The organism is Dyadobacter sp. OTU695 (assembly GCF_038440355.1).
In the GTDB taxonomy this organism is placed as follows: domain Bacteria; phylum Bacteroidota; class Bacteroidia; order Cytophagales; family Spirosomataceae; genus Dyadobacter.
This window is the reverse complement of record NZ_JASATN010000028.1, coordinates 59,749-75,753: the sequence shown is the minus strand read 5'-3', so window position 1 is coordinate 75,753 and position 16,005 is coordinate 59,749. Positions and strand designations below refer to the sequence as shown.

Annotated in this window: 15 protein-coding genes; 9 read left to right on the top strand and 6 right to left on the bottom strand. The window is 48.8% G+C overall.

Going from position 1 to position 16,005, the window contains the following annotated elements:
• Positions 1-66: 66 nt before the first annotated feature.
• The 3 genes from AAHB90_RS29990 to AAHB90_RS29980 are packed head-to-tail and all read right to left on the bottom strand — an operon-like array spanning position 67 to position 3,310.
• Complete coding sequence (locus tag AAHB90_RS29990; protein ID WP_342088999.1) at positions 67-294, bottom strand: DUF2905 domain-containing protein; 228 nt, start codon at positions 292-294, stop codon at positions 67-69.
• Positions 295-296: 2 nt separating this feature from the next.
• Entirely contained in the window at positions 297-824 is a 528-nt protein-coding gene (locus AAHB90_RS29985; protein ID WP_342088998.1) for a YfiT family bacillithiol transferase, read from the bottom strand.
• Positions 821-3,310 (bottom strand): hypothetical protein, encoded by a 2,490-nt coding sequence (locus AAHB90_RS29980; protein ID WP_342088997.1) that lies wholly within the window; start codon positions 3,308-3,310, stop codon positions 821-823. Before AAHB90_RS29980 ends, AAHB90_RS29985 begins: the two co-directional genes overlap by 4 nt.
• A gap of 320 nt (positions 3,311-3,630) precedes the next feature.
• Here AAHB90_RS29980 and pfkA point away from each other — a divergent pair, with 320 nt between their 5' ends.
• Positions 3,631-4,605 carry a 6-phosphofructokinase gene (gene pfkA, locus AAHB90_RS29975; protein ID WP_188936862.1) on the top strand — a complete coding sequence of 325 codons (975 nt, stop codon included), beginning with the start codon at positions 3,631-3,633 and terminating at the stop codon, positions 4,603-4,605.
• Positions 4,606-4,616: 11 nt separating this feature from the next.
• Here pfkA and AAHB90_RS29970 read toward each other — a convergent pair whose 3' ends face one another.
• Entirely contained in the window at positions 4,617-5,387 is a 771-nt protein-coding gene (locus AAHB90_RS29970; protein WP_342088996.1) for a YdcF family protein, read from the bottom strand.
• Positions 5,388-5,492: 105 nt separating this feature from the next.
• On the opposite strand from AAHB90_RS29970, the gene AAHB90_RS29965 reads away from it, so the two are divergent.
• Positions 5,493-6,899: a thioredoxin-like domain-containing protein gene (locus tag AAHB90_RS29965; protein ID WP_342088995.1), complete on the top strand. Its 1,407-nt coding sequence runs from the start codon at positions 5,493-5,495 to the stop codon at positions 6,897-6,899.
• Positions 6,900-6,930: 31 nt separating this feature from the next.
• Here AAHB90_RS29965 and AAHB90_RS29960 read toward each other — a convergent pair whose 3' ends face one another.
• Positions 6,931-8,034 (bottom strand): lactonase family protein, encoded by a 1,104-nt coding sequence (locus AAHB90_RS29960; protein WP_342088994.1) that lies wholly within the window; start codon positions 8,032-8,034, stop codon positions 6,931-6,933.
• Positions 8,035-8,140: 106 nt separating this feature from the next.
• On the opposite strand from AAHB90_RS29960, the gene AAHB90_RS29955 reads away from it, so the two are divergent.
• Both AAHB90_RS29955 and AAHB90_RS29950 read left to right on the top strand, forming a co-directional pair.
• On the top strand, positions 8,141-8,479 hold the full coding sequence (locus tag AAHB90_RS29955; RefSeq protein ID WP_342088993.1) for a tRNA-binding protein: 339 nt from the start codon (positions 8,141-8,143) through the stop codon (positions 8,477-8,479).
• Between the two features lie 95 nt (positions 8,480-8,574).
• Positions 8,575-10,803 carry a heavy metal translocating P-type ATPase gene (locus AAHB90_RS29950; protein WP_342088992.1) on the top strand — a complete coding sequence of 743 codons (2,229 nt, stop codon included), beginning with the start codon at positions 8,575-8,577 and terminating at the stop codon, positions 10,801-10,803.
• A gap of 14 nt (positions 10,804-10,817) precedes the next feature.
• On the opposite strand, the gene AAHB90_RS29945 is transcribed toward AAHB90_RS29950, so the two are convergent.
• Positions 10,818-11,621: a virulence protein RhuM/Fic/DOC family protein gene (locus AAHB90_RS29945; protein WP_342088991.1), complete on the bottom strand. Its 804-nt coding sequence runs from the start codon at positions 11,619-11,621 to the stop codon at positions 10,818-10,820.
• A gap of 392 nt (positions 11,622-12,013) precedes the next feature.
• Here AAHB90_RS29945 and AAHB90_RS29940 point away from each other — a divergent pair, with 392 nt between their 5' ends.
• The 5 genes from AAHB90_RS29940 to AAHB90_RS29920 all read left to right on the top strand — a co-directional run bounded on the left by AAHB90_RS29940 (position 12,014) and on the right by AAHB90_RS29920 (position 16,000).
• Entirely contained in the window at positions 12,014-12,223 is a 210-nt protein-coding gene (locus AAHB90_RS29940; RefSeq protein ID WP_342088990.1) for a heavy-metal-associated domain-containing protein, read from the top strand.
• 73 nt (positions 12,224-12,296) lie between these two features.
• On the top strand, positions 12,297-12,761 hold the full coding sequence (locus AAHB90_RS29935) for a hypothetical protein (RefSeq protein WP_342088989.1): 465 nt from the start codon (positions 12,297-12,299) through the stop codon (positions 12,759-12,761).
• A 92-nt stretch (positions 12,762-12,853) separates the two neighbouring features.
• Positions 12,854-15,079, top strand: a complete 2,226-nt coding sequence (locus AAHB90_RS29930) for a TonB-dependent receptor (protein WP_342088988.1) — start codon at positions 12,854-12,856, stop codon at positions 15,077-15,079.
• 63 nt (positions 15,080-15,142) lie between these two features.
• Positions 15,143-15,712: an AraC family transcriptional regulator gene (locus AAHB90_RS29925; protein ID WP_342088987.1), complete on the top strand. Its 570-nt coding sequence runs from the start codon at positions 15,143-15,145 to the stop codon at positions 15,710-15,712.
• Between the two features lie 60 nt (positions 15,713-15,772).
• Positions 15,773-16,000: a heavy metal-binding domain-containing protein gene (locus tag AAHB90_RS29920; RefSeq protein ID WP_342088986.1), complete on the top strand. Its 228-nt coding sequence runs from the start codon at positions 15,773-15,775 to the stop codon at positions 15,998-16,000.
• Positions 16,001-16,005: the final 5 nt, after the last annotated feature.

Here is a 16,005-nt window from a genome sequence, read left to right as displayed (position 1 = left end):
AATGGCTTAAAATTTTACCGGTAATTTAAAGGTTCCATTAACGTGTCCATTCCCCCCCCCCCCCCGCTAATTCATGAATTTTCTGAAGAGCCAGATCAGCAGGTTCAGCAAGCCACTGAGGAGCAACATTGTTGTGATCGGAAAATAGAATCTGAAATTCTCCTTTTCGACCCGGATATCGCCCGGCAGGCGGCCCAGCCAATGCAATTTATCGCTGAGAAAGTAAACGGCGACACCTACCAGCACCACCAGCAGACCAATGATAATCAGATATTTACCTGCTGCCTGAGACATTATTAATCGATATTATCCAATGCGAGATCGATATGCGCCAGGTGGTGCCGCACATGCCATACCGACATGGCGAGTGCCTGTTTTTGGTCAAACCAAAGCTTACGTGCAGGATGATAATACCGGCGTGCGAACTGCTCTTCCGTGAGTGTACCCGCCAGATGGGCGTAACGGGCATGTGTACCCTCAAAAATTCCCAGCGAAGCCGCAATCGGCACGTTCAGGGAATCGGGCGTGCCGGCCCAGGCATTCATATCGATGAGCGTTACCTCGTCGTAATCGGGTTCGGTAATGGCCTTTTTCATCCGCAGGTAATGGACAAATTGCAGGTCGGCTACGTGATGGATCAGTTGCCTGATATTCCAGCTTCCTTCCCGGTATGTTTTCAGTAAGTCCTCATCCGAAAGATTCTCCACCCGTTTGCGATATTCCGCGGGAATTTCAGCGATAATGCGGATGAACTCGCGAATTTCTTCGTCGGAATACGCGTCTTTCAGGGCAATGGGCCCGATGGGATAGCGGCGGTCGGTCATACGCTTTTCTTGCTTTTGGATTCAACAAACAAGGCTCCGGCAATCAGTCCGACCAGCAGCAATGAGCTTACCAGGTCAATCTTCTTGCCCGCAGCGACCGAAACCGGTTCGAAGCGGAATTTAATCGTATGCTTGCCCGCAGGTACACGCAATGCACGCAGCACGTAGTTAGCGCGCAACATATCAGCAGGCTTGTCGTCGATCGTCACCTTCCATTCGTCCCTGACATTGTAGTAAATTTCTGAAAACACTGCCAGCCCTTCCGCACTGGAACTCGCTTCATAAATCAGCTCGTCCGGTTTGTAAGATTTCAGGCTGATCCTGGCCGTCGAATCGGCACCTGCTTTAAGCCCTTCCAGTTTGGATGCGAAACGCTGGTCGATCACTGCTTCGGTACGCAGATTGACCGTCCGCAGCGCCGCCATTTCGGCATCCGCATTAGGAGCGACTTTATAAGATTTTACAAACCACGCATGTCCGTACGCCTGCGGGTTCGCCTGCGCCACTTTGTTACCTTGCTGATCAGAGATAATGAAATATTTCGTATTCAGCATGTTCAGGATTTCCATATTTGGTTTCTCAGTAGAAACCTGATTTTCAAAAAGCTCCTGGTAGCGGCGCATCTTGGCAGCATGATATCCGCCTAATGATTTATGGAAATAGGATGCCTGTGCGCTGTTGAACGGTCCGCCCTGCGAGGCAACGTCATACACCCTGTAATCCGGATCGGTATCCCGAAGTATCTGTTCATCGGCTGGTGAAGGCGTTGTAACGCCCTGCGCAACGTAAGCGCTGACGAAATCATCGTTATTGAGATATCTTTTATCGACTCCAAACAAATCAAAAATCACCAGCACAAGCAGTACGACGTAGAACAATACAGGTTTTAGCTTGTCCTGCGCATAGAACCACACCAGCCCTGCAGCCAGTGCAATAAATATCAATCCCCGGATCGCATCGCCCTTCATGAGGCCTTCACGGTCCTGAACAATAGCATTCACGATCTGCTGGCCAAATGCCTGGTCTTGTGCCATTTGCGAAAACTGCTGTCCAAACTCCTGATCATGGAGTCCTTTGAAACTAAAAAAGACGCCCGGCAGCAATGCCATCACCAACATCAGACCTCCTGTTATAGCCACCGATATGAGGAAAGGCTTCTGCAATTCGCTGGGTGTAATCTTCTTCTGAGCAATGGCCGACAGCGCTAAAACGCCCACCAGCACCATCAGCAGCTGGGCTAGCGAGATCACCATTGTCATCGCCCGGAACTTGTTGAACATGGGGAAATAATCGAAAAACAGGTAGTTGATCCCCGCAAAACTTTTTCCAAGCGCCCAGATCACGTAAAGCACGATCACTCCCGCTGCCCAGTATTTCAATGGATTTTTAACAATAAACAATCCGAGTACGAACAGGAAGAAAACAACCGCTCCGATATAGTTAGGCCCGCCCATAATCGGCTGATCGCCCCAATAGAGCGGTAGTTGTTGCACGATATTTTGGGCAGTAGCAGCGTCTACACCCCTACCTGTCAATGTTTTATAAATCTCCGATGTATTTGAGAGGGGGCCGTATGAAGCTCCGCCATAAGCATTAGGGATGACCAATGTGAGTAATTCGCCTACGCCATAGCTGTATGTAAATGCATATTCCTTATCGAGCCCGCTACCTTTTTTAGCATTGGCGTCTTTGCCCGTCACCACTAATTCCGATTTACCACGGATCGTTTCCTTCGTGTAGTCATAGGCATTCCAAAGCCGCGTTGTGTGCGTTCCAACTGCAATAACTGCTGCCAAACCAAGCCCGCCAAGTATCAATACCAGGTCTTTCGCCAGGCCTCTTTTGACCAACGCCACACTTTCCATGATCACCAAAATCACAATACCGATACCCAGGTAATAGGTGATCTGCACGTGGTTGGCATACAATTCGAGAGAGAGGAACAAGGCCGTAAGTGCGGCTCCTGCCAGCCAGTTACGACGAAAAGCGAGGATCACGCCTGCGATTACACCGGGCGCATACATAATCGCGATCACCTGCGAAATGTGCCCGGCCTCCAGATTTATGACGTTGAAACACGAGAATGAAAATGCTACCGCACCTATTGCCGCCAGCCACCCGCCGGCCCCGAGCACCAGGAACAACACATAGGCGCTCACCATGCCGATAAGGAAATAATTGGCCGGCGCGGGAAGCAGCTTGTTCACCCCCTGCCCTATTTTCGTCGGAATGCTGGTAGGATAGTCGGCTGCGACGAGATACGAAGGCATCCCACCGAACATACTGTTGGTCCACCACGACCATTCCCCGGTTTTCTTTTTATAATCGAATACCTCCCGTGCAGCTCCTTTCGCCTGGATCTCATCGGTAGCACTGAGTTTCTTGCCTTGCAGGACCGGTGAAACGTAGGCGATGGACAAAATCATAAAGCCGATGACAGCCACCAGATGAGGCCAGAGACGTTGCCAGGAGAACAGATTTTTCATTTTGGTAATATAAGCTATGGATTGATTCGGATAAAAGCGGTACCGGCAGCGGTCTGCCTTGGATATGACTTTTCAAACAGTAATAGTAGCAACGAACGCCGGTTAGGGGATATTAAATTTCCATTAACCGGCGCAAATATATAAGTATTGGTATATGTTTGAGATGCTAAAAACGATTCTTGTTCGCGCATTTTTTTAACATAATTAAGAATCAAGGCATATATTTTAAGAAAATACCGGATAAATTTGCGGAAATTGTGCCTTTAAGGTTCAATATGGAGCTGTACATAGAAAGATTAGAAGTAACCCGAAATTATTAAATGAAACGAATTGGAGTTTTTACCTCAGGAGGAGATGCCCCTGGTATGAACGCCTGTATCCGGGCGGTAGTACGTGGAGCATGCTACCATGGTATTGAAGTATTTGGAATCAGAAGAGGATATAGCGGAATGATCGCCGGTGATGTCTACAAGATGGAGTCTCACTCGGTCAGTAATATAGTTCAAAGAGGAGGAACAATCCTCAAATCGGCAAGAAGCAAGGAATTTATGACTCCCGAAGGCCGCAAGAAGGCTTATGACAACTTGCAGGCACTCGAAATCGAAGGATTGATCGCCATTGGCGGTAATGGTACATTTACCGGCGCGATGATCTTTGGCAATGAGTACGGTATCCCTACGGTGGGCGCTCCGGGAACAATCGATAACGATTTGTACGGAACCGACTACACGATCGGATTCGATACAGCAGTAAATACAGCATTGGATGCGATCGACCGGATCCGTGACACGGCCAGCTCGCACGACCGTATCTTCTTCATCGAAGTAATGGGCCGCGACTCGGGTTATATCGCTATCCAGTCGGGTATTGCAGGTGGTGCGGAGCTCGTAATGGTTCCCGAAGTACTTACCCCGATCTCCCAGGTAGTGGAAACCCTCAAACAGGGATGGAGCCGCTCGAAATCATCCTCCATCATTATCGTGGCGGAAGGAGACGAAGAAGGCAGCGCACAGGAAGTAGCCGACAAGATCAAGGTTCAGGTGGACGAAAACGCGGATATCCGTGTGACGACACTCGGCCATACACAACGCGGAGGTACCCCATCTGCTTACGACCGCATCCTGGCCAGCCGCCTTGGATTGGGCGCATTGGAAGGCCTTATTGCGGGACAAAAGAATGTAATGGCCGGTATCATCAATAATGAGCTGGTTTATACTCCTTTCGAAGATACCATCAGACTTCCCAAGCCCATCAACGAAGATTTGTTGAGAATGGTGAAAATACTGAGCGTATAATGCAGGCAGGGTTAGCAGTAACCCATTGCTTTATAGGCCATCAGTCCTACAAATTCATGCCATAGCATGCAAAACTGCGCGAAGGCATCGGGATCCGGCACCAATCTCTGAATGGTGAAACCGTTGTATCCCCCACGAAAGTCGGCCGGGAAGGGGTCTGTTTTGATCCCCACTTTTTCGAAACACCCGGTCGACCGGCGCATGTGAAATGCGGAGGTAATCAGCAGGTACTTTCCGGAAGGGAACATTTTCTTCAAAATACGGCCCGAGAACACGGCGTTTTCGCGGGTGTTACGTGCATTTTCCTCAAACAGGATATCCTTGGCTGGAACGCCCCAGCTTGCCAGCAGCCACGCTGCCTGCCTCGTTTCACCCAGTTTCCTCGCCATCAGCGTTTCCCCGCTTGCGCCTGTAATCAATATCTTTCTGATCTTGCCCTGCTTGTAGAGCAGGAAGGTTTGCAGAATCCGGTCGCCGTGATCGCCCAACGCAGCGTGGTCCTGCCTCGGTGTGCTATTGGTGATCAGCCCGCCGGAAAGCATAACCCCGACATCATAAGTGGTTTTCACTTCGGCCAGGTTAATGAATTTATGTTCCCAAGCGTTGATGGCCTTTGTAACCAGGTAGGAATTTGACGCCAGCAGCAACAGGACGATCACCAAAGCCACCGTCTGTCGCCGTCGCCGGTCATTTTTGGTGAGGAATGAATAGATCAATATGAAAAACACAATGCTCAATGGCATTATGAGGAAGTCAATCGCTTTGGAGAGAAAATAAAACATTTGAATAAGAACCCTGCTGATGTTAGCGTTTTGAAGTTAATTTTACAGACTTCAAAATTTGAAATAATCCAATAAACAGCTTTAAAGCAAACTTTCCATAGCCTGATGAGAGATTATACCCGCACTTACCTATTGCTAGTACTGGCCATTTTCGGCCTTCTTTCCACCAGTTACGCCCAGGGCTACCGCATCGAAGCTACCATCAAGGGAATGCGGGACTCCTCGTTCGTCATCGGGCATTATAATCGAAATGCTTCTCTGTTTGTTCCCAAAGACACTGCCAAGGCCGACGCCAGCGGGAAAGTCGTATTTGAGGGTAAAACAGCGCTTCCAGGCGGCTTGTACGTAATCCTCTTCCCAGGCAACCAGAAGATGATCGAACTCATCTATTCCGGCAAGGAGACCAACTTTGCGCTCGAAGCCGATACGGCCGATGTAAACACCTCATTGAAAATAACCGGGTCCAAAGAAAACGAGCTTTTTTATGATTATCGAAAAGAATTAGCCAAAGGCAGCAAAGAGATTGAGGCATTGGGCAAGCAGCCGACGCCGGAGAACCAGGCACGCATCCGGACGATTCAGGATGGATTTGGCACCTATCGTAAGAAATTATTGTCCGAAAATGCCGGAAGTTTCACCGCGCAGCTGCTCAAAATGTCGGCTGACCCCGAAATCCCAACCGCACCGAAATTAGCCAACGGCAAAACCGATTCGATGTGGGTCTTCAATTACTACAAGGCGCATTACTGGGATGCATTCGACTTTTCGGACCCGCGCATTGTGAACACGCCGTTTTTCGAACCTAAAATAGAGCGGTACTTCAAAAATCTGGTGGTGCAGGTACCCGATTCGATTATCAAAGACGCCGACCTGATTGTAAAGAAAGTTTCGGTCAACAAAGATTTGAAATCCTGGACAGTGTATTACATTACTAACCAGTACGAGAATCCTAAAACGGTAGGAACCGAGGCTGTTTGGGTGTATATGGCCAACAAATATTACCTCTCGGGCGAAATGGGTGTTTCGGAGGATGTCAAAAAACGCATCGCCGAAAAGGTGGCGACTATGAAGGATCTGCTGGTGAATAAAACGTTCCCTGCGCTGACGCTGACTGATCCCGCCGGCAAAAAGGTGAGTGTACAAGCCATAGACGCAAATTACACGGTGCTGTTCTTCTTCGCGCCTACCTGTGGGCATTGCAAGGAAGCCTCGCCGGTACTGAAAGCATTTTACGACAAGAACAAGGCCAACGGCATCAAGGTAATGGCCATTTCGACCGAGCACAATATCGAAGAATGGAAATCATTTGTAAAAACGTATCACCTGGAAGAGCTTATCAACGGCTACGACGCCCTGAACCAGATCGATTTCAACCGCAAGTTCGACGTCGTAACAACGCCTACGATCTACATTCTCGATAAAAACAAAAAGATCATCGCCCGCAAGATGCCTGTGGAGCAAATCGAAGATTTTTTGAATTACTACCAAAACAAAATGGCCAGAAAACTCTGACCATTTCGCTAAGATTCAATTCTGAGCTCAATTAAAGGAACGCTACGCAAATGGGCAGTTTCACGGCAATGCTTTCGTGCTTGAACGTGAACTTGCCCGTTTCTGCATTGATATCGTACACCACGAGGTTGTCCGACGACTGATTAGCAACGATCAGGAATTTGCCGGTCGGATCGATGTTGAAGTCGCGCGGGGTAGCGATGGATTTCGTTTGTTGATCGACCATTTCGAGTTTTCCGTTCCCTTGTATCCTAAATGCAGTGATCGAATTATGCCCACGGTTTGACACATATACGAATTTACCGTTCGGATGCAGATGGATGGCGGCACTCGTATTGCTGGGACCCGAGTAATCGGCCGGGATCGTCGGGTAAGTCTCAATGGCTGTAATAACCCCTTTTTTGTCAATCGAGCAAGCCGTTACAGTAGCATCAAGCTCATTGAGCAGGAACAGTCGTTTACCCGACGGATGGATGATCAAATGGCGCGGGCCGGCCCCGGGTTTGCCTGAGAAAAACGGCTGGGATGTATTAAGTGTTAGTTTACCTACATTGGCCTCGACGCTGTAATTCATCACTTTGTCGCTTCCCAAATCCGTCACATACACATATTTCCCATCCGGACTTGCCGTCGCGAAATGCGCATGGGCTTTTTCCTGCCGTTTGGCGTTAGGCCCGGTTCCGGTATATTGCTCTTTGTAAACGGAAGCGCTTAGTTTTCCATCGGCTTCAATGTTGTAGGCCGAAAAACTACCCCCGCCATAATTGGAAACGAAGGCCATTTTACCGGTCGGATGTACCGAAACGTGGCAAGGCCCCATTCCCTCCGAAGGTTGGCTGTTCAAAAAGGTAAGCTTGCGATCAGCCCCGATGGCATAGGCAGAAACCTTGTTATCCGATCCTATTGCATACAAATTTCGCTTGTCTGGTGAAATGGCTACATAACCCGGCGCAACGGACTTGTTAATGGTATCAATCAGCGTGATTTGCCCCGAAGCAAGGTTCAACTCGCATCGGGTGATCGAAGAATTCGCTCCCTTATCCTGGGTCCCGACATAAAAAGTAATATTCCTGTCCTGTGCGAAGGCCTCTAAACCCGCCGAAAGTAACATGATGGACAACAGCAGTTTTTTCATTGTTTGTGTTTTAAATGAATCCCCTCAATGCTTGGGAAAGGGAGGCAAAAGGCTTTTTTAATGTTAATTTGCCAGATAAGTATCATTAAAATCAAACCAGAAGCCCATGAGCACAATTACCTGGCAGGAATTTGAGCAAGTCGACCTGCGCGCCGGAACGATCATCCGGGTCGACGACTTCCCGAAAGCCAGAAAGCCCGCATTCAAACTTCTCATTGATCTCGGCCCTGAAATCGGTGTCAAGCCAAGCTCGGCACAAATCACAAAACGGTACACTAAAGAGCAGTTATTGGGCAGGCAGGTACTTTGCGTAGTCAACTTTCCTCCGAAGCAAATCGCCGATTTCCGTTCCGAAGTGCTCACAACCGGCTTCGTCCTGCCCGATGGCGAGGTAATCCTCGCAAGCCCCGATTTCGCTGTCCCTAACGGAACGCGCCTCGCATAGCCGCTGTTTCCACGAATCTTGCAAGCCACGGCCAGAATTGTGTAATGGTACGGGCAGGGTTGGATTTTATTTTTGTATACCAATTCTGAAAGACTATGGAAACGACAACAGATATAAAAAAAGCAACACTCCCGGTCACCGGCATGTCATGCGCGGCGTGTGCGGTGAGTGTGGAATCGATGCTAAGCCATACCAAAGGGATCACGAATGCGGCGGTAAACTATGCCAACCAGTCGGTATCGGTATCCTACGACCCCGACCTCGTCGACTTTGCCGAAATGGACCAGGTACTGCAAAGCATTGGTTATGGGCTCATTATCGAAGAAAATGAGGAAGACGCGATAGCCGAGCAAGAAAAAATCCAGCAGGAGCATTATCAAAAACTGAAAAACAAAGCCATTTACACGGGCATACTCACCGTGCCGGTAGTGATATTGGGTATGTTCTTTATGGATTGGGCCTACGCCAACTACATTATGCTGGCGCTCACGATCCCGGTGTTATTTATTTTCGGGAAGGATTTCTTCGCCAATGCCTGGAAGCAGGCGCAGCACCGCAAGGCCAATATGGACACGCTGGTCGCCCTCAGTACCGGGGTAGCATTTCTTTTCAGCACATTCAATACATTCTTCCCGTCGTTCTGGCACTCGCGCGGCCTGCATCCACATGTGTACTTCGAAGCGGCTGCCGTCATTATCTTCTTTATTTTATTGGGGAAACTGATGGAAGAGCGCGCCAAGTCGAATACATCCGACGCGCTGAAAAAGCTCATCGGGCTGCAACCCAAAACCGTCAGAGTGCTTCGTGATGGCATCGAAATGGAAATACCGGCAAGAGAGGTAAATCTGGGCGACGAGGTCGTTATCCGGTCAGGCGAGAAAATACCGGTCGATGGCAAGGTTGTCAGCGGTAGCTCGTTTGTTGACGAAAGCCTTATGACCGGCGAACCCATTCCCGCGGAAAAGAAACCTGGCGACAACGTCTTTGCCGGAACCCTCAACCAAACGGGCAGTTTTACTTTCACTGCTGAAAAAGTAGGGAAACAGACTGTTTTGGCACAAATTATTAAAACCGTTCAGGCCGCGCAGGGCAGCAAAGCCCCGGTGCAACGGCTCGCAGATCGCATTGCCGGCATATTCGTGCCTGTCGTGATAGGTATCGCCATTCTTACATTTATAGCCTGGATGCTGTTAGGCGGTGAAAACGCGATTACCCATGCCATGCTTACGGCAGTTTCCGTGCTTGTGATTGCCTGTCCTTGTGCGCTGGGCCTTGCCACTCCCACAGCTATGATGGTAGGCGTTGGTAAAGGTGCTGAAAACAACATCCTGATCCGCGACGCCGAAAGTCTGGAAAAAGCGTATAAAGTAGATGCCGTGATACTCGACAAAACGGGTACCCTCACCGAAGGCCGCCCCGAGGTAACCGACTGGAAGTGGGTCAGTTCGCTATCAAACCCCGACACACACCTCGCGGCCGTGAAAGCGCTTGAAGCGCGCTCGGAGCATCCGCTTGCGCAAGCAATCGTGCAATACATCGAAAACGACACGAAAATCAACGTCTCCGATTTTCAATCCCTGACCGGAAGCGGCATACGCGGCATTGCAGGTGGCAGCGAATACATTATCGGAACATTGAAATTCCTCGAAAAAGAGCATATCCGCATTGCCGCGGAGCTTCATCCGGCCTACGAGATACTCACTACCCAGGCCAAAACCGTGATCGGAATTGCGGTCAACGGCGAACATGCAGGACTGATCGCCATTGCCGACCAATTGAAACCGACCTCCCGCGAAGCGGTTCAAAAACTACACGCGCAAGGCATAGAAGTCCATATGCTAACCGGCGACAACGCGCAAACAGCCGCTGCCGTTGCATTGCAGACCGGTATCGACAGCTACCAGGCCGAAGTGAAGCCGGACGACAAAATGCAGTTTGTTAAAAAATTGCAAGCTGCTGGCAAGACTGTCGCCATGGTAGGTGACGGCATCAACGACTCCCAGGCCCTCGCGCAGGCAGATGTAAGCGTAGCGATGGGCAAAGGCTCCGACATCGCCATAGACGTAGCCAAAATGACGCTTATCACCTCCGATCTTCTGGCATTGCCGAAAGCCCTGAAACTATCGCACAGAACCGTCGTAACGATCAGGCAAAATCTTTTTTGGGCATTTATCTACAATGTCATAGGCATCCCGGTTGCCGCCGGCGTCCTCTACCCCATCAATGGTTTCCTCCTCGACCCGATGATCGCAGGAGCTGCGATGGCGCTGAGTTCGGTTTCCGTGGTGATGAACAGCTTGCGGCTGAAAGGGGCGAAGTTGTAAATTCGGTGGTAAGCTTAGTTATTTTGGTTGATCAAGCTTACTACCACTTTGACCATTATGTCTTTTTCCATTGGGCTACTTTCGGCGATCATCAGAGTGAGCGCCACCAATGCATTATCTGCGAGCCGTTTTGAGCCATCCGGCTTATAGAGCGTACTGTTTCGTTCAAGAAACCATACAAAGATTAACGCAGCAATTCTTTTATTACCATCTGTAAATGAGTGGTTTTTGATAATAAAATAAAGCAAATGCGCGGCTTTTTCCTCAACGCTTGGATATAGTTCGATACCATCAAATGTCTGGTAAATCGTGTTGATCGAACTCTTAAATGAGTGGTCCTTTTCATTACCGAAAAAGCTATGGCCCTCAAACTTGCTCCTAAGCCCCTGGATTGCCGAAATAGCTTCTTCATAAGTGATGACAAAAAGCTGTTTTTCAGATACACCTTCAATTCCCAGCGCTTGATGATCGTACCTGTCGAGGATGTCGAGGGCATAAGCGTAATCAGTAACCACTTGGAGGAGGCCAGTTGCTTCGCCCGCAGTGAGTTCTTTACTCTGGATGACCTTAGCAAGCAGGCCAACTGTCTTTTTCAAATTCGCCAGCTGATCGGATTTCAACTTTTCCTGTATTGAAAAGCCTTTGATCAGGTAATCCTTCAAAACCCGGTTAGCCCAAATCCTGAACTGCGTTCCCTGTTTGGACTTGACCCGGTAGCCGACAGAAATGATTACATCCAAATTGTAGTAGGTAGTAACATAACTCTTCCCATCAGCGGCAGTATGTCGGAAATCCCGACATACTGATTTCTTATTCAACTCCCTTTCTTTAAAAATGTTGAGTATGTGTTCAGTAATAGTAGACCCCCCTTCCCAAACAACTCCGCCATTTGCGCCTGTGTGAGCCAGACGGTGTCATTTTGCAATTGCACTTGTAAAGACATTTCGCCTTTTTCCGATTTGTATAGAAGGACTTCACCCTGAGTTTTGAGCGCTTGTGTTGCCATGGTAGTATCGCTTTTAGTTAAAAGTTTTACTACTGTTACGACATAATACCTAATTGGTAACAGGTTGTAGAAGTCAGCATACCACCCAAAAACTCTGCAATACCTTCCCACAATTCTGTAACACTTGCTAGTTGGTTGCAGCCGATATTTGTAAAACAATTTAACACATAGCACACCGGACCAGGATCCGGATTTTTAGTAACCATGGAAACCTTGCAATTCAAAACCAATATTAAATGCGGCGGATGTGTCGCTACTGTTACGCCGTTTCTCAACGGCGATGAAAATGTTGAAAACTGGGCGGTCGATCTCGAAAGTTCAGATCGCGTGCTGAAAGTGGAGACGAGCCATTCGCCGGAAGAAATTCAGGAACTGATCAAAAAGGCGGGGTATGTAGCCGAGGAAATCGCCTGATAATTAGTATTTTTGGCCCGGAATATATGTTTCGGGCCACACCATTCGCTCAAAATCAATTTCCGGCATTTATATGAAAAACAAACTGCATAGATCGATCACCATCCTGATGGCCTTTCTGGTCCTGCTGAGCAGCACCGGTTTCGTGCTGACAGACCGCCAGTGCGCGATGATGGGTGGTAAGTCGATGCAGCTTGTGGGTAAATCCAAAGTCAATTCCTGTGAACCGAAAGTCGTTTCGTCATGCTGTGCCAAAAGTGCGGCAATGAAAATGGCCAAGGGCACAATCATCAAGAAAACAGCTTGCTGCAAGGAAACTCAAAAGCTCGAAAAGCTGCAAGTTGCTTCGGTGGATGCGCAGTTGCTTGCGAAACTGCTCAAATCCGTAGCGACGGGTGTCACCTGGTCGGTAACACGTTATCAATTCATCCAGTCCGAGTGGATGCTCCCGGCACCTTCTTTTTCTCCCGATATATCCTTCTCTTCCCGTCTTCATGGGAGAAGTATGCTCGCATTTATCCAGTCGTTCCTGATTTGATATCATTGAATAACAGCCATTAACGAAAACCGTTCGCATTCCAGCCAATGGTTTCAGCAATGAATCTCTTATTCCAATGAATCCATGAAATCATGAACAAATACCTCTTGGGAGGATTACTTTTACTCTTATCCTCCTTCATTTACGCACAACGTATAACCGGGTCAGTCAACGAACAGGAACCGCAGACGAAGAACCTGAAACCCATCACAGGGGCCAACGTGTACTGGTCGGGAACCTCGCAAGCAACCGCCACCGACGAAAACGGGCGGTTCAGCATTCCCCGGTCAGCCCAATCGACCCTGCTTGTGGTGAGCTTCGTCGGGTTTCGGAATGATACCATTAAAATCGGTCAGGAAAGTGAATTGCAGGTAGTATTGCAAAACGACCAAACACTCGATGAAGTCGTGGTACGCGCCGGAAACACGTCCATTGACCGGCTTTCTCCACACCAAACCGAAATCATCACGACCCGTGCATTGGCCAAAGCGGCCTGTTGCAACCTGTCTGAAAGCTTTGAAACCAATGCATCCGTCTCAGTTTCTTACAGCGACGCCGTGACGGGCTCCAAACAGATCCAGATGCTCGGACTGAATGGCACTTACATTCAGACAAACGTTGAAAATATCCCCTCCATCCGCGGTTTGGCATCTACATTCGGGCTCAATTTCATTCCTGGAACGTGGATCCAGTCGATTGACGTCGGCAAAGGTGCCGGTTCAGTTGTGAATGGCTACGAATCCATGACAGGGCAAATCAATGTGGAGCTGCAAAAGCCTGACACGCAGGAGAAATTATACCTAAATACCTATGTCAACAATTTTGGTCGCGGAGAGGTAAACCTGAACCTCGCACACCAGCTGACCAAAAAATGGAGCACCGGACTGCTCACGCACGGCAGCACATTGCGTAACCGCATCGACAAAAACGGCGACGGATTTCTCGACCTCCCACTTTATACTCAATACAACGCCATTAACCGCTGGAAATACCAGGGAGATAAATTAATGGCCCAGTTTGGTGTGAAAGCGCTTTACGAAGACCGCCTAGGTGGCCAGAAGAGCTTCGAACGCGAAATGAAAGGCACAACACAAGCTTACGGGTTCGGCGCACGCGTGAACCGCTATGAGTTTTTTTCCAAAATCGCCCGGCTATTTCCGGAGCAACCCTACAAAGGTCTGGGGCTGATTCTGAATGCTTCGGTACATGATTCAAAATCCTATTTTGGCCTCAGTAATTATGATGGCACCCAAAAAACATTGTACGGAAACCTGATTTATCAATCGATCATCGGCAATACGAATCATTCCTATAAAACGGGCGTCAGCTATATGCTTGATAACTATGATGAAGTTTACAAAGACATCCGCCTGAAACGGAATGAATCGGTGTCCGGCGCCTTTTTTGAATACACCTATAATTACCTCGATAAGTTCGTGATGGTGGCTGGCGGACGGGTAGATTTCCATAATCTTTACGGCACACAATGGACGCCTAGACTGCATTTGAAATACAACCTCACCGACCAGACGACCCTACGGGCATCGGCAGGCCGCGGGTTCAGAGTGGCTAATCCGCTGGCCGAGTACTATGGTAACCTTGTGAGCTCACGCAGTGTGGTTTTCCGCGAAGCGATACGGCCGGAGGTTTCATGGAATTACGGTGCGAGCGTCACGCAGGAGTTCAAAATAGGTGAAATGAGCGGAAATTTCGTGATGGATTTCTATCGGACAAATTTCGAGAACCAACTCGTGGCCGACATGGAAGATCCGCGTTACATTCGCTTCTATAATTTGGAAGGCAGGGCTTACGCCAATAGCTTCCAGGCCGAAGCCAATCTGACGCCCGTCAAACGTCTGGAACTGAAACTGGCCTACCGCCTCTTCGACGTGAAACAGACGATCCGCAACGTGTACGACCAAAACACCTTGCAGCCGAGAATGATGGTAAGCCGCGACAGGGTGCTTTTCAATGCCGGATATGCCCTGCCTTACGACAAATGGAAGTTCGACGCTACCGTGCAATGGAACGGCAAACGCAGGCTCCCGTACATGGGCCACATTCCAGACCACCATGTTCCAACGGACCTTACCTCGACACAGGCGCCTTCGTTTTACAATTTCAATGCCCAAATCACCCGCACATTCCCGAAATGGGACATTTACCTGGGCGGCGAAAACCTTGCTAACTTCCGCCAGAAAAACCCGATAATGGGTGCCAGCGAACCATTTGGGCAACATTTCGATGCCGGAATGGCGTGGGGTCCGGTAATAGGACGAATGATTTACGCGGGAATGCGTTATAAGATTATCAGGTAGTTTTAAGGAGGAAAGGGAGGAGGGAGAAAAGGGAGGAAGGATTTTAGCCAAATTGACTGGATTATGAAATTATATATCAAAAATATGGTCTGCGACCGCTGCAAGCGGGTGGTACGTGAGGAGTTGAACGGGCTGGGCATTGATCTGACATTCGTGGAACTCGGCGAAGTGGAGACCGTTGCCGAGGTAAATGCCGATAAGTTGCAGCAGGTGAAAGCGGTATTGGAATCCAACGGTTTCGAGCTGCTCGACGACCGCCGCCTGGCACTGGTGGAGCATATTAAAACGCTCGTCATCGACGAGGTGCAAAATCTGAAAGGTCACAAACCCGCGCAGATGAACTTTTCCGACTATTTATCGGAAAAGATCGGTTATGAATATTCGTACCTGAGCAACCTGTTCTCTTCTGAAACCGGACAGACCATCGAGCAATATATCATTGCGCAGAAAGTCGAAAAAGTGAAAGAATGGCTCTCATACAACGAACTCACTTTGAGCGAGATAGCGTGGCGACTTTCTTACAGCAGTACAGCCCATTTGAGTAACCAATTCAAAAAAGTGACCGGCATGACACCCGGAGAATTCAAAAAAGGCGCCTTACAGCGAACGGCGCTCGATCAGGTTGGGCAGTAACAATCGCTATTAAATTAATATAAAACATACATTGACAAGAACTTACTAAACTTCAACCCTATGAACAAAGTCATTATTGCTTCCCTGCTGTTTCTCTCCATTGCCTGCTCGGGCAACAAAGAAAAAGGAGGCGCGGACACACACGCAGTAAGCGAGAAAAAATATGCCTGCCCGATGCAATGCGAAGGTGAAAAAACTTATACGGAGGCGGGAAAGTGCCCGGTTTGCAAAATGGATTTGCAGGAAGTAGCCCTGGCCGAAACCGATTCAACAACCCATCAACATTGATTTTA